Genomic DNA, 20,779 nt, shown 5'->3' on the forward strand with positions numbered 1-20,779 from the left:
GTCCAGGGTGAAGGTGCGGTAACACGCACTGGAGGCCCGAACCCACGCACGTTGAAAAGTGCGGGGATGAGGTGGGGGTAGCGGAGAAATTCCAATCGAACTCGGAGATAGCTGGTTCTCCCCGAAATAGCTTTAGGGCTAGCCTCGGAAAACAGAGTCGTGGAGGTAGAGCACTGATTGGGTGCGGGGCCCGCAAGGGTTACCAAGCTCAGTCAAACTCCGAATGCCATAGACTTACTTCCGGGAGTCAGACAGTGAGTGCTAAGATCCATTGTCAAAAGGGAAACAGCCCAGACCATCAGCTAAGGTCCCCAAGTGTGTGTTAAGTGGGAAAGGATGTGGAGTTGCACAGACAACCAGGATGTTGGCTTAGAAGCAGCCATCATTGAAAGAGTGCGTAATAGCTCACTGGTCGAGTGACTCTGCGCCGAAAATGTAACGGGGCTAAACACACCACCGAAGCTATGGCTTGATGCTTGCATCAGGGGTAGGGGAGCGTTGTATAAGGGTTGAAGGTGTACCGTAAGGAGCGCTGGACATTATACAAGTGAGAATGCCGGTATGAGTAACGAAAAGATCAGTGAGAATCTGATCCGCCGAAAGCCTAAGGGTTCCTGAGGAAGGCTCGTCCGCTCAGGGTAAGTCGGGACCTAAGGCGAGGCCGAAAGGCGTAGTCGAAGGACAACAGGTCGAAATTCCTGTACCACCGTAAATCGTTACGAGCGATGGGGGGACGCAGTAGGGTAGTGACGCAGACTGATGGATGTCTGTCCAAGCAGTGAGGCTGATGTGTAGGCAAATCCGCACATCGTAAGGCTGAGCTGTGATGGGGAGTGAAAATTACAGTAGCGAAGGTCATGATCTCACACTGCCAAGAAAAGCCTCTAGCCAGATGAAGGTGCCCGTACCGCAAACCGACACAGGTAGGCGAGAAGAGAATTCTAAGGCGCGCGGAAGAACTCTCGTTAAGGAACTCGGCAAAATGACCCCGTAACTTCGGGAGAAGGGGTGCCCCGGTAGTGTGAATAGCACGAGGGGGCCGCAGTGAAAAGGCCCAAGCGACTGTTTAGCAAAAACACAGGTCTGTGCGAAGCCGTAAGGCGAAGTATACGGGCTGACGCCTGCCCGGTGCTGGAAGGTTAAGGGGAGTGGTTAGGAGCAATCCGAAGCTGTGAACCGAAGCCCCAGTAAACGGCGGCCGTAACTATAACGGTCCTAAGGTAGCGAAATTCCTTGTCAGGTAAATTCTGACCCGCACGAATGGCGTAACGACTTGGGCGCTGTCTCAACGAGAGATCCGGTGAAATTTTAATACCTGTGAAGATGCAGGTTACCCGCGACAAGACGGAAAGACCCCATGGAGCTTTACTGCAGCTTGATATTGAATTTGGGTACGATCTGTACAGGATAGGTGGGAGCCTTTGAAGCATGAGCGCCAGCTTGTGTGGAGGCACCGTTGGGATACCACCCTGATCGTATCTAGGTTCTAACCTGGTGCCCTTAGCGGGTACGGGGACAGTGTCAGGTGGGCAGTTTGACTGGGGCGGTCGCCTCCTAAAGAGTAACGGAGGCGCCCAAAGGTTCCCTCAGAATGGTTGGAAATCATTCGAAGAGTGCAAAGGCATAAGGGAGCTTGACTGCGAGACCTACAAGTCGAGCAGGGACGAAAGTCGGGCTTAGTGATCCGGTGGTACCGCATGGAAGGGCCATCGCTCAACGGATAAAAGCTACCCTGGGGATAACAGGCTTATCTCCCCCAAGAGTCCACATCGACGGGGAGGTTTGGCACCTCGATGTCGGCTCATCGCATCCTGGGGCTGAAGTAGGTCCCAAGGGTTGGGCTGTTCGCCCATTAAAGCGGTACGCGAGCTGGGTTCAGAACGTCGTGAGACAGTTCGGTCCCTATCTGTCGTGGGCGTAGGAAATTTGAGAGGAGCTGTCCTTAGTACGAGAGGACCGGGATGGACGTACCGCTGGTGTACCAGTTGTTCCGCCAGGAGCACCGCTGGGTAGCTATGTACGGACGGGATAAGCGCTGAAAGCATCTAAGCGTGAAGCCCCCCTCAAGATGAGATTTCCCAGTATGTAAGACCCCTTGAAGACGACGAGGTAGATAGGCTGGGGGTGGAAGTGCAGCAATGCATGGAGCTGACCAGTACTAATCGGTCGAGGGCTTATCCAATAGCAAGTTCGAGTCGCGTGAGTTTCGTTTCGAATCTAGTTTTCAGAGAACAATAACTCTGATGAATGGAAGAAGCTATGCTTCGATCCAATCGCGTTTGGTGGCGATGGCGGAGGGGTTCCACACGTACCCATCCCGAACACGACCGTTAAGCCCTCTAGCGCCGATGGTACTTGGACCGCAGGGTCCTGGGAGAGTAGGACGCCGCCAAGCAAAGAACCACTGCCGATGATGTTCGGTGGTGGTTTTTATTTGTGTTTATATTTATTTTTGAGATCAAGCTCTGACATCTTCGTTATAGTCAGGTAACATTTTTGTTACGGATGGCAGGGGGAAAACCAGTATAATAGGACTATGTTAAATATGCTAAAAGTACCTGACCGAAGAGCTGGATTGTGCAGCTGTGAAAAGGAGGGTGTGTGTGTTAAGTTGGCGGAGATTAGGACTCCATTCAGTGATGCTGCTTTGTCTTGTAATCGTTCTTGCAGGTTGCGGTGAGGCTTCAGGATCTGTTTGGATCTCATATGAAGGTGCAGTTAACGAGAAGAGTTTCCCTGTACCGAAAGTAGCGAATAAATCTGACCAGTCCGAAAATAGTTCGGATATGGATTATGTTCGATATACATTGTCTGGAATCAGTGAGAATACCAGCTTACCTGAGGTATACCTTGACGAAATCAAAAGTTGGGGTTGGACGGAGAGACAGGCCAAGCGTTCATCGAATTCCTCCAGTAACCTGCATGTTTTCTCAAAGGATGGCCATATTGTACAGCTGGCTGTCCATGATGGATCGTTTACGCTGATGGTTCCCCGAAATGAAACAACCCAAACTACAATAAAATCACTGGGCGAAGATGAATGAATCCAGTGATGATAGAGTGTATAAATTAACATTGTAATGTTCCTATATCATGAAGTTCTCATCGGTTGAGGTGAGGACTTTTTTTGTTGGCTGCAAGTTGGGCTTCATAGAAAAACACTGAATTAGTAGGTTTATTGTGAGCAGAAAGTCGCCATGAGACGGAGAGATTCACTTGGCTGTGCTGTGGATAACTACATGGAGGGAAAGCGAGACGAGGTTATCCACTGTGGACAACCTTGTCTGGAGACTGCAGGTACAGCATATAGCTATTTACTGCAGGTAATAAGAGACATCTTGATCGTTTAATTTGATGAGACCATCTTTACGTCCACGTGCAAGAATCAGAACAACATATAGGCGAGGGCCAAGCAGCCACAGATGCCAGAATATGAGTGACAGTGTGAAGGAGACTGGGGACCATAACAAACACACAGTAATGATACACAAGCCAATCCAGCTGATGTTCAGATGGACCCGGACAAACATTCGGTAGCTGAAGTGCTGATCCGGTACATAGCCGAACCAAGGCATGCGCAGGTTCCAGCGCCAACGCTTGGTATACGAGGTGCGGACCAGAAGTAATATTGTTCTGGCAATGACATAATGAATCCAGACGGTAATTGGCCCTGCCAGTAAAAAGAAAAAGAGGCCGTTCCAGGAGAAAGCTAGCAGATTAAAGAATAGCATGATAACGGGCAGAGATAAGTAGCTGTATATGACACTGCGGGCAATAGCTTTTTTTTTCAGAAGTCGGTACTGATAAAAGGTTGCCTTATTCTCCGGTTCGGCGGTCATACGTTGTTAAGTCCTCCTTTAAAATAACATGGTGTATTAGATTGTGTAAGCATATGTATGGGGAGTTCAGGAATCGTGATGGATGATGATGTTCAGCCATAAATACTGTTATCGTTATCATATCTTATATATCGGCTAAAATTTCAATTTTTTTAAAGGTTATTTATCGTAGGCTTGATGGGTTTAGGGATATATGCAGGAATGCAGTATATCAGTATTGTCTTTTAAAGGGATATGGAAAGTTGAATCATCAAAGATGATTATAGTTGTATGTAAGAAAGTTGTTGTATATTACCGGTACAGACACCCATTAAGGGGTGAGCGAATATATATATTTTATAGAAAGAAAGCACTATGAAAATGTTTAAAATAATAGAAACTGTGCAATACTGATAGTAAACGTAAAACAAGGTGGGATGGTTCATGGAAGAACATGCCGAACACACATGTATTATTTGCGAGCAGCGGAAGAAAGAAGGCATTTTTATTGTATCTGAATTCATATGCGATACTTGTGAAGCAGAGATGGTTCATACCGATGCACAGGATGCAAAGTATAACTTTTTTATTCATCAGATGAAACAGATTTGGGTGCAGAAGAACGCTTAATGGACAATTCATTCTCCACATAGAACTAGAAATGCATATGGTGACATTGTTATTGAATATAGGCCCAAGAGGCCTTTTTTTGTTGTATGGCGGGGACTGTCTTGTCTGACATGTATAAGAAGGCGTATGCTGATACAAAGAGCGGAGAAATATACTTTACGAAAATAACAGTAACAGGATGGATATATTATGAGCGAAAACAATACACCAGGTTCAGATAAAAGCAAAGCTCCTATATATGAAGCGCTGCTTGCATATCGTCAATCGGATCAGCGTTCATTTCATGTACCAGGACACAAGAATGGACAAGTCTATCGCCAATGGATGCAGCACACAAATGCATTGCAAGATGTACAGTATCCATGGAGAAGGGATCGTACAGAGGATGGAGAGAGCAAGCTGAGTAGGGCTGCCGCAGATCAGTCGGATAATGCAGATCATATGAGTAATACCGTCGTGCCGGTTAATGCCTATCTGGAAATGATGGAGATGGATGTTACAGAGATTACCGGAACGGATGACCTTCACCATCCTGAGGGAGTAATCCGTGAGGCTCAGGAAATGGCGGCGGATTGTTTTGGAGCGGAAGAAAGTTTCTTTTTGGTCGGGGGAAGCACAGCCGGTAATCTGTCTTTGCTGCTCACCATCTGTGATGAGCCTGAAAGCATTGTACTGGTACAGCGTAATGTACATAAATCGGTTATACACGGATTGATGCTGGCAGGCGCAAGGGCAGTATTCCTGGAGCCGTGGGTTGACCCTAAATCGGGACTTGCTGTCATGCCGTCCATTGAGACGGTTCAGGCTGCTGTCCAGAAGTATCCTGAGGCAAAGGGCGTATTTGTCACACTGCCGAATTATTATGGCATGGGTGTAGATCTGACACCCATTGCCGGAGTTTGCCACGAGGCTGACATGCCGCTGCTCGTGGATGAAGCGCATGGCGCACATTATGGGCAGCATCCGGAGCTGCCTGTATCTGCACTGTCCTGCGGAGCAGACGGTGTAGTGCAGTCAACGCACAAGATGCTGGCCGCCTTCACCATGGGAGCCATGCTGCACATTCAGGGACCACGATTGAATCGGTCCCTGCTTCGGCAGCGTCTGGCCATGGTGCAGAGCTCAAGCCCATCCTACCCGGTGATGGCTTCGCTTGATCTGTCGCGCCGGCTGCTGCATGTGCACGGCGCGGAAGCATTCACGGCAGGGCTTGCTGCCGTGAATGCTTTGAAGCGCGGCCTCCCAGAGCTGCCGCGCTTCAAGCTGCTGCAGCCTACCGGACAGCTGCAGCTTGAGCCGGCCGGCGGCGATGAAATTCCGGCCGCAATGGCTGGCCGCAAAGGATATACCGCTCAGGACCCCTTCAAGGTCGTCATATATGACGACACAGGGATGCTGAACGGTTATGAACTGCAACGGCAGCTGGAAGCTTGCGGCTGCGTGCCGGAGATGAGCGACGAGCGGTACGTCGTCCTGCTCTTTAGTCTTGGCTCGACATTGCAGGATGCCGAGCATGTGCTGCAGGCTTTAAGGCATATTAACGCTGCCTATAAGCCAGAACATTCACCGTCATCAACTGAGTCTGTAGAGTCTGCTTCTCGAAATAATGCACCATCCTATGTTTCCACGTGGAACAATATAGAAGAAAATGAATCATTGTCAGCGCCTGTTCCATTCTCCCTACAACCGATTAAGGAGACAGATACAGTTGAAGTTCTGATCGAAGACTGTGCAGGTTATCGATCGGCAGAGATGGTTATTCCGTACCCTCCAGGGATTCCTCTAGTGTATCCTGGTGAGCAAATAACTCCAAAAATTGCAGCTCGGATTCGGGTTCTGCGCAATGCTGGAGCTAAATTTCAAGGGATTTCAGATCATACAAATCAGATACTAAAAGTCATGAAGCATAAGTCATCGTAGGTGTTATCTTCATTTGAAGAAAATAGTGCAGTTATCACATATCCTCTCGTATAAACACCCTTTTGAATGCCTCTTGGGACGAGTGAAATTCAGACGAAGCAGCATTCAAAGGTTACTGTTTATGATAAGATGGCTGCGATTCTATACCTAATGTCCCTACTACAATTAAAGCAGCATGCTGAGTACTATCAGGTCATATTACCTTACTTTATGTTAAATGGAGATCCAGTAAAACAGTTTTCATTCATGTGTCATCCTTACGATATAGTCTTGTTCAAATCTTATTATGTAAGTTAAACTGCATCTGCAGAATGCTGTTGGGCGTAAAGAAGCACCGAAAACATGCAGCTTGTCATAAGACTCTGTACAAATTAATGTTGAGCGAATATACCTCTTCTTATATGATGTTTCAAGAGCTTAGACGAGTGCTGCTGTCTTACTTTAAAAGGATATATATTATGGTTGAAAAAGGACACATGATGCCTGTTGGAGTAAAAGCCGCGTTATAGTATGATAGAAAGAAAATAAGCTTGTATTATTTTTGTGTTATTAAATGCAGTTGTTTCTATACACCTCTGGGCAGCGGAGATCATATCTTGAAGCAAGAGGGTCTGGGCATATGCATAATGGCGATAAAGTGATGCAGCTATGAATAAGAAAGCAGGGAAGCATATGCAGGGCAGAGGTAAATTCATTACGCTGGAAGGAGGAGAGGGGTCAGGTAAAACGACCATGATTGGTAGAATCGGTTCTTATTTTGAAGAACGGGGTATACCTTACGTAATTACACGAGAGCCTGGCGGAATTGAGATTGCAGAGAAAATACGCAGCATTATCCTTGACCCTCTTCATACAGCGATGGATGCCCGAACCGAAGCACTGCTCTATGCAGCAGCCCGAAGTCAGCATCTCGCAGAGAAGGTGGAACCTGCACTGCAGGCCGGCAAAACGGTGATCTGTGATCGGTTTGTTGACAGCAGTTTGGCTTATCAAGGATACGCCCGTGGTCTCGGGATAGAGAATGTCTGGGCAATTAATCGTTTTGCGATTGGGGATCTGATGCCTGACATGACTCTTTATCTGGATATTGAGCCGGAACAGGGGCTTGGCCGTATTGAAGCGCATGATGGTCGTGAGGTTAACCGTCTTGATCTGGAGAATCTGGCATTTCATCGTAAGGTCCGTGAAGCTTACCTGCTGCTCCAGAAACAGTTTCCGGAGCGCATCCATGTCATTGATGCTTCGAAGGCTCCGGATGAGGTAGAGAAAGCGATGATTTTGTCGTTGGAGAGCGGGATTTTGAAGGATTTTGGCGAGTAATTGTCTAATATATAGACAGGGCATTCTAGATAGAAATGCTTATTCTAAAGGAGGTTATGCAGGATGAAACTGATTGTTGCGATTATACAGGATAAAGACAGCAACCGATTATCCAGCGCATTGGTCAAAGCGAACTTTCGGGCAACCAAGCTTGCCAGTACGGGTGGATTTTTGAAGGCAGGCAACACGACGTTTATGATCGGTGTCGATGATAGTCAGGTCGAATCCGTTATGAACGTTATTCGCAGCAGCTGTAAGGTTCGTGAACAGCTCGTAACTCCGGTTACACCGATGAGTGGAACGACCGACTCTTACCTGCCGCTGCCTGTTGAGGTTCAAGTCGGTGGAGCTACTGTATTTGTTCTTCCGGTAGATCGTTTCGAGCATTTTTAATTTCTAATCCACTCTGTATGAAATCCATGAGTATTTTTCATTATCGATAGCATGATTGCCTTCTGAATGATGATAACGAACGATGTAAAAGGACGTATCCCTGTATGCGTACGTTCCACTTATGGAATGCCCTTGTCAATGACAAGAAGAGGCATAATCTCTCCCAAAGAGGATTTTACTTCAAAGTGATATGCTTCTTTTGGGAGAGGCGACTTCGAACACAAGCGTAGATAAGGATATTTTCTCTACCATTATATACACAGTGTATTCAAGCATATAGGTTGATCTCACGCACAGGCGCAGCGCGCTCTGTGCTGATGTGCGATTACCAAAGATAATAGAAAGCAGGGCATATCCATGAAAATCAATCCTGGATTCAGACCGCTGCAGAGCGGAATCAGTTCCAACGATTCCGGCTCCAAGCCGGTTCAATCCAAAAGTTTCTCTGATATGATGAACCACCAGGGGGAGCGGGCTTCGCAAGCAGAACTTAACCGCCGATTAAGCGAAATCCAGACTCAAGGTGATCGATTGGCCCGATCCATGACGATTCGTGAGCTAAAGGCATACAAGCAGCTTGTCAAAAGGTTCCTGGAAGAAACGGTCCGCCGCGGTGTCTCCATGAAAGAAACAAGGGGTTGGGATCGCCGGGGCAGAGGTAAACGGTACAAACTGATTGATGAGATTGACTCGGCTCTGTTATCTATGGCAGATGAGTTGCTGGATACAGAAGAAGGAAAAATCTCTCTCTTACAGCAGGTAGGAGAAATTCGGGGGATGCTTATTAATTTAAGCTTCTGAGGAGGAAGTATGTCCTTTCAACAAATTATGGGCCAACAGGCGGCTAAGCAATTGTTACAGAGCAGTTTGAGACGGCAGGCCATCAGTCATGCGTATTTGTTTAGTGGTCCATCCGGGAGTGGGCAGCTTCAGACAGCTGTGGCGTTTGCCAAGGCCATCTTCTGCACAGAGCTGGAGGATGATGCTTGCGGGCATTGTCTAGAATGCCGCAAGGTTGAGCATGGAAATCACCCAGACCTGACGATGCTTGCGCCGGACGGCAATAACATTAAAATAGATCAGATTCGGGATTTACAGCGTATTTTCTCCTATAGGTCGGAGGCTGGACATCCTAAGGTATATATTATAGAACAGGCCGAGAAGATGACCGTTCAGGCGGCCAACAGCTTATTGAAATTTCTGGAGGAACCTCAAGTTCCGGCCGTAGGAATTTTGATTACAGACAATGGTCAAGCTATGCTGCCTACGATTCGATCACGTTCCCAGATGGTACCTTTCAGTGCACTGAATCCGGACGAGATGCTTCAATCGTTGATTGATGAAGGTTATCCTGCAAATTTGGCAAGGCCCGCTGTCCATTTAGCGTCAGGACTGGAAGCATGTAGAGAAATTCTCCAGCAGAATTGGTTTGCAGAAATTAGAAACGTAATGTTACAATTAGGGAAGGAGTCCCTGGGCAGAGGGAGTACATCTTTGATCTCGGCACAGCAGAAGCTTTTCAAAACAGGACTCTCAGAACACCTGGACATGCTGCTTAGTTTGTTCCATTTGTGGTTTAGGGACATGCTGTATGTTCAGTACGGTAGGCATGAACATATCGTTTTTATAGATCAGTTAGACATGCTGTCTCAGTTGGCACATACCCGCAGCACAGAGCAGTGGGTCTCCTATATGGATTTGGCCGCGGCATGCAGAAAAAAATTGCGTTTTAATGTCAATGGCCAGCTTTGTCTGGAGCAATTTTTGATCGGTTTGGCATAAGGCTGGAGGATCGCGTGAGTTCCAATCCTATGCAAACGGTTATAACTTCGGCGGGTTCCCTAAGAAGTCAGGGCTTCAGACGAAGTGGGGTTGGCTTACAAGGGGGTTAATTTTTTGTACAGTGTAGTGGGTGTCCGTTTCAAAAAAGCGGGCAAAATTTATTACTTCGATCCCCTGGACCTTCCTATCGAGAAAGAAAACTGCGTGATCGTGGAAACGGCGCGAGGGGTTGAGTATGGTAAGGTTGTCGTGGGCAAGAAGGAAGTAGGCGAGGCTGATGTGGTACTGCCGCTCAAAAAGGTTATCCGCGTTGCAGGGGAGACAGATGCCCGGGTGGTGGATGAGAACAAGCGTGCAGCCAAGGAAGCATTCGGTACTTGTTTAAATAAAATCAGAGACCACGGCCTCAAAATGAAGCTGGTTGATGTGGAGTTCACGTTTGATCGCAATAAAATCATTTTTTATTTTACAGCAGAAGGAAGAGTCGATTTCCGCGAACTGGTCAAGGATCTGGCAAGCATCTTCCGGACACGAATTGAACTGAGACAGATTGGTGTTCGCGATGAAGCAAAAATGCTCGGAGGAATTGGACCTTGCGGTCGTGTATTATGCTGCTCCTCCTGGCTGGGGGACTTTGAGCCGGTATCAATCAAGATGGCTAAAGATCAGAGCCTGTCACTGAATCCGACGAAAATTTCAGGGTTGTGCGGAAGACTTATGTGCTGTCTGAAATTTGAGCATGATAATTATGAAAGTGTGAGAGAAGAACTGCCGGCTGTAGGCAAACTGGTTGTCACCTCAATGGGTGAAGGCAAAGTTGTCGGAATTAATGCTGGCAGCCGCACGGTGCATGTTCAACTGTTCGACATCAGTAAAGTCAAAGAACTTCCGCTGGATGACGTCGTTATCAAGTAAACCATTAAGGTTGCTTCGGGGTGGAAACTTGGAAAAGAAAAATCTGTTTACGCACATTCATGAAATGGAAACCCAAATGGGTCAGCTGCACGGTGATTTATCAGAATTAAAAATGATTGTCAAAGAGCTGCTGGAAGATAACCAGCGGCTTACCATTGAAAATGAGCAGCTTCGCAAACTGCTGAAGCGAGAAGCACCAGCAGATCTGCCAATCTCAGCTGCTCTTGCTCCTGCTGCAAGACCAGCTGGTCCAGCTGCAGGCGAAGATGTAGTAGGTGAGGGTTATGATAATCTAGCTCGGCTCTATCATGAAGGATTCCATATCTGCAACGTCTACTATGGACATTTGCGGACGGAAGGCGATTGTCTGTTCTGCCTGTCTTTTTTGAATAAATGAAGTGACCGTAGGGATTCCCTACGGTTTTTTTTCAAGGTTATAAACGTTTAACGTACCGGAGGATGAGTGTACTATATGGCAGACCAAGAAGTAATTTTACAGGAATCGGAGCGGATCGATGATCTGCTCTCTCATAATTTACGAATTATTCAGAGTGATGAAGTGTTCAGCTTTTCTATGGATGCAGTACTGCTGGCCCGATTTGCTTCTGTACCGAAACGGGGGCGTGTCCTGGATTTGTGCACGGGAAATGGAGTCGTGCCTATTCTGCTGACAACACGTACGCAGGCAAACCTGGAAGGCATTGAGATTCAGCCGAGACTGGCTGATATGGCACGCCGGAGTGTACAGCTGAATAAGTTAGATGGATCTATCCTTATTCGTGAGGGAGATTTGCGGGAATTGGTTAAAGAAACAGGACATGCAGTGTATGATGCGATTACAGTGAATCCTCCGTACATGCCGCTTAATGGAAGTGACCTCAAGATGAATACACATCAGGCGATGGCACGTCATGAGATCGGATGTACACTTGAAGAGGTCATTCAAGCATGCAATCGTCTCGTACGTAATGGTGGAAAAGTATCCATGGTACACAGGCCGCAGCGTCTCGGGGAGATTATATCATTAATGCGTGAATACAAGCTGGAACCCAAGCGCATTCGTATGGTACACCCGCGAGCACATCTGGAGGCCAATATGGTGCTGATTGAAGCGATGAAAGATGGCAGACCTGAGGTACGTATGCTGCCTCCGCTCATTGTTTATAATGAACAGGGCAGCTATTGTAATGAGATTATGGACATCTATTATGGACAGCAGCATGCTGAACGCACAGAGGAAGGAGGGAACTAGATGGTTATTCAAGTCCAAAAAAGCTACAGTGAGCAGTCCGAGCATAGTGGCAAACTGTATTTGGTCGGGACTCCGATCGGAAACCTGGAGGATATGACTTTCCGGGCTATCAAGACATTACAGAGCTGTGATATCATCGCTGCTGAGGATACACGTCAGACGCGTAAACTGCTCACCCATTTTGAAATTACACCTTCCATGCTGTTTAGTTATCACGAGCACAATAAGGGTGCAAGTGGCCCTGAATTGATACGCTATATAATAGAAGGAAAAAATTTGGCTCTGGTTAGTGATGCTGGTCTGCCGGCCATTTCAGACCCTGGTTCTGATCTGGTACAGCTTGCGATTGAAGCAGGAATTACCGTCATTCCCATTCCGGGTCCCAATGCAGCGTTGTCCGCTCTAATCGTATCCGGATTACCGACGGAACGTTTTACCTTTGGGGGATTTCTGCCGCGTGAGAAAAAGGATATGCGTAAGGTACTGGAATCTTTTAATGAGTCCAACGGTACACTGCTTTTCTATGAGTCTCCTCACCGTATCCGCAAAACATTAACATATCTGGAGGAAATCCTGGGCGAGCGCTCGATTGTACTCGCTCGTGAGTTGACCAAACGACATGAGGAATTTGTCAGAGGCAGTCTGCAGGAATGCATTGAATGGCTGGAGGAGCATCCACCTCTGGGTGAATATTGTCTGTTGGTTGAAGGGATTAGAGAAGAGGAACGTAAAGCTGAACGGGAAGCTTGGTGGCAGGTTATGTCACTGGAGAAACATGTGGAACACTACGAAAATGAAGGGAACAGCCGTAAGGATGCGATGAAAAAAACAGCAGCTGATCGGGGTCTGACCAAACGCGATGTCTATAATGCTTTAATTGAGTAATTTATGAAGTCTGAATCTGAAGAGAGCCCTGAAATGGTTAGAAATAATGAGCAGGAGCTTAAAAGAAACCTTAATATAACCTTAAAATGTAAAAAGGGCAGCACGTAGAAATGTGAAAAATGTGTGTCTGCTCTTTGAAGAGATAAAAAAACACCTTCCAGCGGTGATTTTCACCGGGAAGGTTATTAAGGAATATAGAAAGGTTAGAATTAACAATTTGAATAATTCCAGTATGCCTGTTTCTTCTTATTTTGCGACAGGTGCAGGGATTTCGGAAATACATTCGTTACAAACGATTTTGCCTTTGAAGTACGTAACGTTCTCTGCATTACCGCAGAAGATACAAGCTGGCTCATATTTTTTGAGCATGATGCGCTCACCGTCAACATAGATCTCCAAAGCATCTTTTTCACCAATACCGAGTGTACGGCGCAATTCGATTGGAATAACTACCCGTCCCAGTTCATCCACTTTTCTTACAATACCTGTTGATTTCATCATTATAATCAGTGCTCCTCTCAGCTAACTATCATTGTCATTATTCGACATTATTTTATGTTTTATGATACTCATCATACCAACGATTCCCAAAACAGTCAACCTTAAAATTAGCTTAAAATTAAGGGTATTTTTCTTAAGTTTGCTGGTGGTAAGGGGTTAAGAGCGTAAATTCATATTTGAACATGCATGTCAGCTTTGTCGATTTGGAAAACGACAAAAGTTCTTTATTCGACAAAATTCGTCAAAGTGTGTCGAATCTTTGATGAAAAATGAAGCCAAACGCGATAATATTTAGGTTAAGATAATTTTTTAAAAGGAGTGAAATGAAATGGAACATCGTCTGACAGAAGAAAAAGTGTTTAAAGATCCGGTACATAATTACATTCATGTGCAAGAACCGATTATTTGGCAGTTGATCAATACACCTGAATTTCAACGGCTGCGCCGCATTCGTCAATTAGGAACATCCTATCTTACTTTTCATGGGGCAGAACACAGTCGCTTCTCCCACTCCTTAGGTGTATACGAAATTACTCGCAAAATCATCTCACAGTTTGAACGAAGTCATTATTCAGACTGGCCAAAGGAAGAAAAACTGGTGGCCTTGTGTGCTGCCCTGCTTCATGATCTTGGACATGGACCGTTCTCTCATTCCATTGAAGAAGCTTTTGATATGAATCATGAAGACTGGACGTGCCGCATTATCAAGGGGGATACCGAAGTAGGGGCGATTCTAAGACGGTACGCTCCTGATTTTGACGAGAAGGTGGCTTCAGTCATCCAGAAAACATATGATAAACCAATCGTTGTGAATCTGGTGACCAGCCCGCTTGATGCTGACCGGATGGATTACCTGCTCAGGGATGCCTACTTTACAGGCGTAAATTATGGCACAATTGATCTGGACCGTATTCTACGGATGCTGCGTCCATTTCATGGGCGAATCGTGGTTAAAGAGTCCGGCATGCATGCTGTAGAAGATTACCTGATGTCAAGGTACCAGATGTACTGGCAGATTTACTTCCATCCCGTAACGCGAAGCTCGGAAATTATATTACGGCAAATCTTCAAACGGGCAAAAGCATTAGTGGAGCAGAGCTTTCCGTTCCGCTTTATGGTAGAACCACTGCCCAAACTGTTTTATGGAGAAATTTCCGTTGATGAATATCTGCAGCTTGATGAATCATTGATTCAAACAGCCTTTATGCAGTGGCGTAAAGAGGACGATACTGTTCTGAGTGAGCTGTGCGAACGCTTTATGGATCGCAGATTGTATAAGTATGTGGAGCTCGAACAGACGGATCTGGACATGGTTGAAGAAATTAGGGAAGCTTTTGCTCATGCAGGGTTGAATCCGGAATACGATCTTGAGGTTGATTTCCCAACGGATAATCCTTACGACGTGTTTCGTCCAGATCAATCCACGGATAAGCAGATTCTTTTACTGGATAGGCAGGACAAGCTGCACGAGTTGTCAGAAGTGTCTGATATTGTACGTTCGATCAGTGGACTTCATCTGGGCAAACATCATCTGTACTATCCTCAGAACAAGGTTGATGCCATCCTTCATGAATTACCGTCCCATATACGCCCCTATTTTTTGTAATCATGAATGATGCGGCAGGTGAAACATTTTGATATCAAAAGACTTTCTAAAAGAGCTATTTTACATGATACATTAATCTGCTTTAATGGCGAGGATATGTAGATCGACATAATTTTGTAATCAAAGTGAGTAAATATACAGTTTTAAATCCGGTTTAGCTGCAAGATGTAGATTTGACTTTTTATTTTCCTTCTATATATAGTAGCTTGAGTATTAAAAGTGAAAATACAGAAATCGCGGCATGTCCCAATCAAAATTTGTGTTTCAAAAAAATAAATTCAAAATTCTAATGCATATAATCGGTATTCGATTTTCGACATGAAGGGAGAAATAAACACTATGTTATTCGACACACATACACATCTCGATGCACCACAATTCGACGAAGACCGAGAGGACATGATCCAGCGGGCTGTTGATGCAGGCATTACTCGTATGATCAACATTGGCTTTAATCGGGAGACGATTCCAACGACGATGAAACTGGCTGAAACGTATGACTTCATCTATGCAGCTGTAGGCTGGCACCCGGTGGATGCAATCACGATGCAGGAGGGTGATTTAGAATGGATTGCATCTTTGTGCAAACACGAAAAGGTGGTAGCCATTGGTGAAATCGGTCTGGACTATCACTGGGACACCTCACCTAAGGAAATACAGCACCGCGTATTACGACAACAAATTGCATTGGCACGTGAATTAAATATGCCCATTGTCATCCATAATCGGGATGCCCATGAGGATATTGTACGTATTTTGCGTGAAGAGAAAGCGAGTGAGGTTGGCGGTGTGATGCACTCCTTCTCAGGCAGCTGGGAGACGGCGAAAATGTGTCTGGAATTGGGCTTCCATCTTTCTTTTGGAGGGCCAATCACATTCAAGAATGCGAAGCAGCCTAAAGAGGTGCTGGCCAAGGTTCCGATGGATCGATTTTTTCTAGAAACAGACTCCCCTTATCTTACACCTCACCCTTATCGTGGAAAGAGAAATGAAACAGCGCATGTACGTCTGGTTGCTGAAGCCGCTGCGGAAATTAAAGGCATTTCGGTGGAGGAAATTGCTGCAATAACCACCAAAAATGCCATGGAACGATTTGGGATTCGGTAAAAAAAGGAGTAAATCAGGTGAAAAAGGAAGCTAACGAGAGGTAATTTGCTCTTTGATTCGAATTATTGAAGAATATTACAATATTTTAACCAAATATTTAGAAAAACGTACTTGATCCATGCTTTACAACATGCATCAAAACAGGATATCATCTTTTCAGTGAATTGTTGTGCGGAAAATTGGACAGATGTTCGGGGGATGAACAAAGGGACACTTTCCGATAAGACAACATTACTTTCATGAATCAATCTCGCTGAGTCTCCGTTAATGGAGAGCGGGGGAACCAATAGGGCTTAAACATCGGTGAATGCAGCCGATGCGCATCGTTCGCTGACCCAAAACAGTGGAATGTTCTGCGAAGCCGTATTTGATTTCTTCTTTGGGTCTCGGGGTGAATTCAAGGGCGTCCGCCATGAGCGGGTGACCTGAGATAGGGCGGCTCTCTTTCGCCCGAACCCGACAGCTAACCTCGCAAGCGGAAAAAGAGAGGCAACCTCGTGCATGAATTTCCGATATTCAAATCATTCGGAAGCCACGAAAGAGTCTCTTACACTCTTTCTTTGGCTTTTTTTGTTTTGAATAAAAGAAATAGAGTCATCATACGGTAAGTATTCAGGAGGATGACATCATGCTGCGAAGAGGGGTTCATGGTGCAGGACCGATCATTACCTCTGATCTGTGTTCTGTAGAAAATTTGGTATAGTCGCGTCAAAGACATCATGCATTACTTTAGACGGCGAGGCTATGAAGGAGGACGGAGAAGTGGGCAGATTCCAACCAGAAGAGACCCATGAGTCACGATCATCCAGTAAGTCTTTCGCGTTGCGGTGGAAGCATGAGAACTTGCGTCAAATGGCACTGATCGCGATATTCTCAATTGCGCTTGCAATCATGATCTTGTTAGTCGTTTACGGTCAGGCCGGGAAGCAGATTTCACTGGTTATTGACGGCAAAGCTCAAGTGGTAGAGACTCGTACAGGAATGCTTCAGGAAATGCTGGAGGAGCAGTCAATCACAGTCAGCCCTCACGACAAGGTATCCATGCCCATGAATGGGGCGATTACGGACGGAGACCGAATCGTTATTGAGCGGGCCATCCCAGTTAACATTACGGCAGACGGAGACACCAAGACTCTGTATACAACCGATTCATCGGTACAAGATGTAATTCAGCAATCAGGTATTGAAGTTGCAAAGCATGATAAAGTGTATCCAGCGCTCGGAACTACTGTAAAATCGGATATGAAGATTCGTGTAGTGCGTGTAACAAAGCGTACAGTGGACGTGAAGCATCCGATTGCCTACAAGGTTGTCAAAACAGCAGATCCTAGTTTGTTCCAAGGGGATAATCGTGTAGTAGTGAAAGGTCAGGAAGGCACACTTGTGCAGCATATCGAAAAAGTGTTTCAAGATGGAGAACTCGTCTCCAAAAAAATGGTCGGCAAAACGATTGCTTCCAATCGTGTAGACAAAGTTATTGCAGTAGGTACAAAAGCGAAGCCGGTTGAGAAAAAGCCAGAGGTTCAATTGGTATCGGCCAAAACTTCGAAAAGCAGCAAAACAGCAGTATCGAACTCGAAGAAAACATCTGCCTCGGGCAGCAAGGTGATTACGGTCTCCGGGAATTCTTTTAAATATTCTAAAGTTCTGAAAAATGTATCCATGACAGCCTACTCTGCTGAAGAGCCAGGCATTGGTACGAAGACAGCTTCCGGTACTCGTGTAACGGAAGGCCGCACTATCGCAGTTGATCCGAAAGTCATTCCAATTGGCTGGTGGGTATACATCGAGGGCCTAGGCTTCCGTCGTGCGGAAGATACCGGTGGTGCGATTAAAGGCAACAAAATTGATGTTTATTATGACAGTGTGAAGCATGCCCTGAATTTCGGACGTAAGAAAGGCAAAACGGTATATGTGATTGGACCCGTGAAGCCGGAAGCGAACTAAAATCGTTTTACTTTGAAATGGGAATGCTATAAAATAGTTGCATGAAGATTCATGCGGAATATGCGGCGGAGGAGTCTGAATTCAGTCTCCTCCGCCGTTTGGCAGAGAAGAGGATATTCCTCTTCTTTTTGCGTTAGAAAGGAAGAATTGGAACATGATAAAAGAAGTAATTGTTGTGGAGGGCCGTGACGACACGGTAGCCATTAGAAGGGCCGTTGAAGCAGACACGATCGAAACCGGAGGTTCTGCTATTAATCAGCGTATACTGAAGCGAATTGCACTTGCTCAGGAGAGACGGGGTGTCATCATCTTGACAGATCCGGACCATGCGGGTGAGCGTATTCGTAAAATCATTGCCAATAAGATTCCAGGCTGCAAACATGCGTTCATTCCAGAGGCAGATGCGACACGTAAAGGGGATATCGGCGTTGAGAATGCTTCACCGGAGGCCATACGTCATGCTCTGGCACGTGTACACACATCCTATGAAGGTGCACCAAGTCTGATTGATTGGGAAGACCTCATTGAGGCAGGACTGATTATACACCCGCAAGCTGCAGCAAGACGCATGGAGATGGGCAACCTGCTGGGGATCGGGTATTGCAACGGCAAACAGTTTCACAAACGGCTGAGTGTTTTCCAGATTACAAGAGAAGAGTTCTCCGATGCATTAGCGCAAATCGAACGTGAAGGATTGTGAGGTTATGAAAGACATGGAACAAACCGTTGAAATTGCAACACCCAAACGCACTAAGGAAATTATTCAGAGGCATGGATTCTCCTTTAAGAAGAGTCTGGGACAGAACTTCCTGATCGATCAAAATATATTGAACAAAATCGTGGGCGCTGCCGATTTGGACGAGTCCAAGGGCGCTCTGGAGATTGGTCCGGGGATTGGAGCTCTTACGGAGCGCCTCGCGCGTGCGGCTGGTCCTGTTACGGCTGTGGAAATTGACCAACGTCTGCTGCCGATCCTTGGAGAGGTCATGGAGCCGTATCCCAATGTACGCATTCATCACGGAGATGTTCTTAAGCTGGATCTGGCTGCGCTGTTTGCATCAGACTTCGCTTCGGTTGATAAAGTAAGTGTTGTTGCGAACCTTCCCTATTATGTAACGACGCCAATCATGATGAAGCTGCTGGAAGAGAAGCTGCCTGTAGACAGCATCGTGGTCATGATCCAGAAGGAAGTAGCTGAACGCATGGCGGCGGCACCAGGTTCCAAGGATTATGGAAGTCTGAGTATTGCCGTGCAGTATTACAGTATGCCGGAACTGGTCTGTGTGGTACCGCCTACCGTATTTATCCCGCAGCCTAACGTAGAGTCAGCAGTTATTAAGCTGAAGGTTCGTGACCAGCCTCCAGTGCAGATTCCGAACGAACAGCATTATTTTGAAGTCGTGCAGGCTTCGTTTGCGCAGCGGAGAAAAACAATCTCCAACAATCTTAAAGCCCGCTTCTTCTCGAAGGAGAACAGAGAGCAGGCGGATCAACTGTTGGAGCAGGCAGGTATACAGCCCTCACGGCGCGGAGAGACATTAAGTCTGCAGGAGTATGCGACCCTCAGCACGGTAATGTGGGAAGCCGGGGTTCGCGGCGGACTGTAATTTTAATGAACCAATCCGGGTCTCTGCCCATACGATGGGGTAGAGGTGATAATGGTGATGAATATCGGAGACTTGGTCGTTCGGAAGTCATACGGTGGCGATGTGACTTTTCGGGTAGAAGGACTCCAGTCAGATGCTGCGGTCATTAAAGGGACCGAGTTCCGGCTGCTGGCTGACTCCCCGGTGGACGATTTGATACAGGTTCCTTACGAACCACAGAGTGCAAAAACGCGTCAGGCACATATTAAAGCCCATCAGACGCTCTCCCGCCTGCAGCAGCATCGTATGGAGCAGGCAGAGCGTAACCGGGAAGGTTTGATGCAGGAATGGGCTGCACAGCAGGAGCCTGCGTATTTCGAAATGCCCGGCAAGGTGCTGCACCTGGATGGTGACCCGAATTATTTGAAAAAAAGCATGAATCTGTATGAACAGCTTCGTGTTCCTGCAGAAGGACAGTATGTGCATGAATCAGCAATGGCAGATACGTTATACCGCCTGCTGCCCAAAGTTCGTCCGGATATCGTAGTGATTACTGGTCATGATGGTGTGTTAAAGACAAGGCAGCCCTATGATCTCTATAGTTTGGGGAGTTATAAAAATTCACAAAATTTTGTCTCGGCCATTCAGGTCGCAAGGCAGTATGAGCGTCATCTTGATGCGCTGACCATTATTGCAGGGGCCTGTCAGTCTCATTTTGAAGCACTGCTGCGTGCCGGCGCAAACTTTGCAAGTTCTCCAGGTCGAATTCTCATTCATGCACTTGATCCCGTCTATGTGGCCGCCAAGGCTTCGTTCACATCCGTTCGGGATACCGTAAACATGAATGATGTACTGCATAATACGATTAGCGGTATCCAAGGTGTAGGTGGTGTGGAAACCAAAGGCAGTTACCGGGTAGGCCTGCCAGGACTCAATGATTTATCTACGCTAAAAGTAAATCCATCTGCAGTCTGATGAAGTTATACCGGAGTCGCACTCCGGTCCAGCAGCAGCCCTGAAAGGGGCTTTTTTTATTTGCAAAAAAAATCATTGACAGCAACTTTTTAGTGCTGATATAATATTTAGCTTTGATTTGACAATGGCTGTAAAATTCAGT

At 46.3% G+C, this 20,779-nt stretch carries 19 protein-coding genes, 2 rRNA genes and 1 riboswitch (1 of these 22 cut by a window edge); of the genes, 19 read left to right on the forward strand and 2 right to left on the reverse strand.

What is annotated here, in order from left to right; all coding sequences use genetic code 11:
- The 3 genes from MKY97_RS00055 to MKY97_RS00065 form a co-directional block, all read left to right on the forward strand.
- A 23S ribosomal RNA gene (locus tag MKY97_RS00055) occupies positions 1-2,182 on the forward strand (it extends 761 nt beyond the left edge of the window).
- Between the two features lie 96 nt (positions 2,183-2,278).
- A 5S ribosomal RNA gene (rrf, locus tag MKY97_RS00060) occupies positions 2,279-2,395 on the forward strand.
- A gap of 208 nt (positions 2,396-2,603) precedes the next feature.
- Complete coding sequence (locus MKY97_RS00065; RefSeq protein ID WP_342553581.1) at positions 2,604-3,044, forward strand: hypothetical protein; 441 nt, start codon at positions 2,604-2,606, stop codon at positions 3,042-3,044.
- 270 nt (positions 3,045-3,314) lie between these two features.
- Here the strand turns inward: MKY97_RS00065 and MKY97_RS00070 are convergent, their stop codons facing one another.
- On the reverse strand, positions 3,315-3,839 hold the full coding sequence (locus MKY97_RS00070) for a hypothetical protein (protein WP_342553582.1): 525 nt from the start codon (positions 3,837-3,839) through the stop codon (positions 3,315-3,317).
- 423 nt (positions 3,840-4,262) lie between these two features.
- Here MKY97_RS00070 and MKY97_RS00075 point away from each other — a divergent pair, with 423 nt between their 5' ends.
- The 10 genes from MKY97_RS00075 to rsmI all read left to right on the forward strand — a co-directional run bounded on the left by MKY97_RS00075 (position 4,263) and on the right by rsmI (position 12,915).
- Positions 4,263-4,448 carry a sigma factor G inhibitor Gin gene (locus MKY97_RS00075; RefSeq protein WP_145406591.1) on the forward strand — a complete coding sequence of 62 codons (186 nt, stop codon included), beginning with the start codon at positions 4,263-4,265 and terminating at the stop codon, positions 4,446-4,448.
- A 189-nt stretch (positions 4,449-4,637) separates the two neighbouring features.
- The gene (locus MKY97_RS00080; protein WP_342553583.1) at positions 4,638-6,368 is read left to right on the forward strand and encodes an aminotransferase class I/II-fold pyridoxal phosphate-dependent enzyme; all 1,731 of its coding nucleotides are present in this window, start codon (positions 4,638-4,640) and stop codon (positions 6,366-6,368) included.
- A 672-nt stretch (positions 6,369-7,040) separates the two neighbouring features.
- Complete coding sequence (gene tmk, locus MKY97_RS00085; RefSeq protein WP_342556185.1) at positions 7,041-7,688, forward strand: dTMP kinase; 648 nt, start codon at positions 7,041-7,043, stop codon at positions 7,686-7,688.
- Between the two features lie 63 nt (positions 7,689-7,751).
- Positions 7,752-8,081 carry a cyclic-di-AMP receptor gene (locus tag MKY97_RS00090; protein WP_047914178.1) on the forward strand — a complete coding sequence of 110 codons (330 nt, stop codon included), beginning with the start codon at positions 7,752-7,754 and terminating at the stop codon, positions 8,079-8,081.
- A 357-nt stretch (positions 8,082-8,438) separates the two neighbouring features.
- Positions 8,439-8,882: a YaaR family protein gene (locus MKY97_RS00095; protein WP_342553584.1), complete on the forward strand. Its 444-nt coding sequence runs from the start codon at positions 8,439-8,441 to the stop codon at positions 8,880-8,882.
- 9 nt (positions 8,883-8,891) lie between these two features.
- Positions 8,892-9,863 carry a DNA polymerase III subunit delta' gene (gene holB, locus MKY97_RS00100; RefSeq protein WP_342553585.1) on the forward strand — a complete coding sequence of 324 codons (972 nt, stop codon included), beginning with the start codon at positions 8,892-8,894 and terminating at the stop codon, positions 9,861-9,863.
- A gap of 114 nt (positions 9,864-9,977) precedes the next feature.
- Complete coding sequence (locus MKY97_RS00105) at positions 9,978-10,778, forward strand: stage 0 sporulation family protein (RefSeq protein WP_342553586.1); 801 nt, start codon at positions 9,978-9,980, stop codon at positions 10,776-10,778.
- Between the two features lie 28 nt (positions 10,779-10,806).
- On the forward strand, positions 10,807-11,175 hold the full coding sequence (locus MKY97_RS00110) for a DNA replication initiation control protein YabA (RefSeq protein ID WP_342553587.1): 369 nt from the start codon (positions 10,807-10,809) through the stop codon (positions 11,173-11,175).
- A 75-nt stretch (positions 11,176-11,250) separates the two neighbouring features.
- Positions 11,251-12,030, forward strand: coding sequence for a tRNA1(Val) (adenine(37)-N6)-methyltransferase (locus MKY97_RS00115; protein WP_342553588.1), 780 nt, complete (start codon positions 11,251-11,253; stop codon positions 12,028-12,030).
- Positions 12,031-12,915 carry a 16S rRNA (cytidine(1402)-2'-O)-methyltransferase gene (gene rsmI, locus MKY97_RS00120; RefSeq protein WP_342553589.1) on the forward strand — a complete coding sequence of 295 codons (885 nt, stop codon included), beginning with the start codon at positions 12,031-12,033 and terminating at the stop codon, positions 12,913-12,915.
- Positions 12,916-13,161: 246 nt separating this feature from the next.
- Here rsmI and MKY97_RS00125 read toward each other — a convergent pair whose 3' ends face one another.
- Positions 13,162-13,416 (reverse strand): AbrB/MazE/SpoVT family DNA-binding domain-containing protein, encoded by a 255-nt coding sequence (locus MKY97_RS00125; RefSeq protein ID WP_017691383.1) that lies wholly within the window; start codon positions 13,414-13,416, stop codon positions 13,162-13,164.
- A gap of 328 nt (positions 13,417-13,744) precedes the next feature.
- Between MKY97_RS00125 and MKY97_RS00130 the strand changes: the two genes are divergently transcribed.
- The 6 genes from MKY97_RS00130 (at position 13,745) to yabG (ending at position 20,637) form a co-directional block, all read left to right on the forward strand.
- Entirely contained in the window at positions 13,745-15,022 is a 1,278-nt protein-coding gene (locus MKY97_RS00130; protein ID WP_342553590.1) for an HD domain-containing protein, read from the forward strand.
- Positions 15,023-15,361: 339 nt separating this feature from the next.
- Complete coding sequence (locus MKY97_RS00135; RefSeq protein WP_342553591.1) at positions 15,362-16,129, forward strand: TatD family hydrolase; 768 nt, start codon at positions 15,362-15,364, stop codon at positions 16,127-16,129.
- Between the two features lie 241 nt (positions 16,130-16,370).
- Positions 16,371-16,623: riboswitch (cyclic di-AMP (ydaO/yuaA leader) on the forward strand.
- Positions 16,624-16,891: 268 nt separating this feature from the next.
- Positions 16,892-18,076: a ubiquitin-like domain-containing protein gene (locus MKY97_RS00140; protein ID WP_342553592.1), complete on the forward strand. Its 1,185-nt coding sequence runs from the start codon at positions 16,892-16,894 to the stop codon at positions 18,074-18,076.
- A gap of 154 nt (positions 18,077-18,230) precedes the next feature.
- Entirely contained in the window at positions 18,231-18,776 is a 546-nt protein-coding gene (rnmV, locus tag MKY97_RS00145) for a ribonuclease M5 (RefSeq protein WP_342553593.1), read from the forward strand.
- Between the two features lie 13 nt (positions 18,777-18,789).
- Positions 18,790-19,683 (forward strand): 16S rRNA (adenine(1518)-N(6)/adenine(1519)-N(6))-dimethyltransferase RsmA, encoded by an 894-nt coding sequence (gene rsmA, locus MKY97_RS00150; protein ID WP_342556186.1) that lies wholly within the window; start codon positions 18,790-18,792, stop codon positions 19,681-19,683.
- 57 nt (positions 19,684-19,740) lie between these two features.
- Positions 19,741-20,637 (forward strand): sporulation peptidase YabG, encoded by an 897-nt coding sequence (gene yabG / locus MKY97_RS00155; protein WP_342553594.1) that lies wholly within the window; start codon positions 19,741-19,743, stop codon positions 20,635-20,637.
- The last annotated feature ends 142 nt before the right edge of the window (positions 20,638-20,779 follow it).

It is taken from the genome of Paenibacillus sp. FSL R7-0652 (assembly GCF_038595045.1).
Taxonomy (GTDB): Bacteria; Bacillota; Bacilli; order Paenibacillales; family Paenibacillaceae; genus Paenibacillus.

Coding starts and splice junctions, on each gene's coding strand:
- MKY97_RS00115 (WP_342553588.1), top strand. CDS start 11,251: ATGGCAGACCAAGAAGTAATTTTACAGGAATCGGAGCGGATCGATGAT.
- MKY97_RS00070 (WP_342553582.1), bottom strand. CDS start 3,839: ATGACCGCCGAACCGGAGAATAAGGCAACCTTTTATCAGTACCGACTT.
- tmk (WP_342556185.1), top strand. CDS start 7,041: ATGCAGGGCAGAGGTAAATTCATTACGCTGGAAGGAGGAGAGGGGTCA.
- MKY97_RS00130 (WP_342553590.1), top strand. CDS start 13,745: ATGGAACATCGTCTGACAGAAGAAAAAGTGTTTAAAGATCCGGTACAT.
- MKY97_RS00080 (WP_342553583.1), top strand. CDS start 4,638: ATGAGCGAAAACAATACACCAGGTTCAGATAAAAGCAAAGCTCCTATA.
- holB (WP_342553585.1), top strand. CDS start 8,892: ATGTCCTTTCAACAAATTATGGGCCAACAGGCGGCTAAGCAATTGTTA.
- yabG (WP_342553594.1), top strand. CDS start 19,741: ATGAATATCGGAGACTTGGTCGTTCGGAAGTCATACGGTGGCGATGTG.
- rnmV (WP_342553593.1), top strand. CDS start 18,231: ATGATAAAAGAAGTAATTGTTGTGGAGGGCCGTGACGACACGGTAGCC.
- MKY97_RS00125 (WP_017691383.1), bottom strand. CDS start 13,416: ATGATGAAATCAACAGGTATTGTAAGAAAAGTGGATGAACTGGGACGG.
- rsmI (WP_342553589.1), top strand. CDS start 12,031: ATGGTTATTCAAGTCCAAAAAAGCTACAGTGAGCAGTCCGAGCATAGT.
- MKY97_RS00090 (WP_047914178.1), top strand. CDS start 7,752: ATGAAACTGATTGTTGCGATTATACAGGATAAAGACAGCAACCGATTA.
- MKY97_RS00135 (WP_342553591.1), top strand. CDS start 15,362: ATGTTATTCGACACACATACACATCTCGATGCACCACAATTCGACGAA.
- MKY97_RS00075 (WP_145406591.1), top strand. CDS start 4,263: ATGGAAGAACATGCCGAACACACATGTATTATTTGCGAGCAGCGGAAG.
- rsmA (WP_342556186.1), top strand. CDS start 18,790: ATGGAACAAACCGTTGAAATTGCAACACCCAAACGCACTAAGGAAATT.
- MKY97_RS00095 (WP_342553584.1), top strand. CDS start 8,439: ATGAAAATCAATCCTGGATTCAGACCGCTGCAGAGCGGAATCAGTTCC.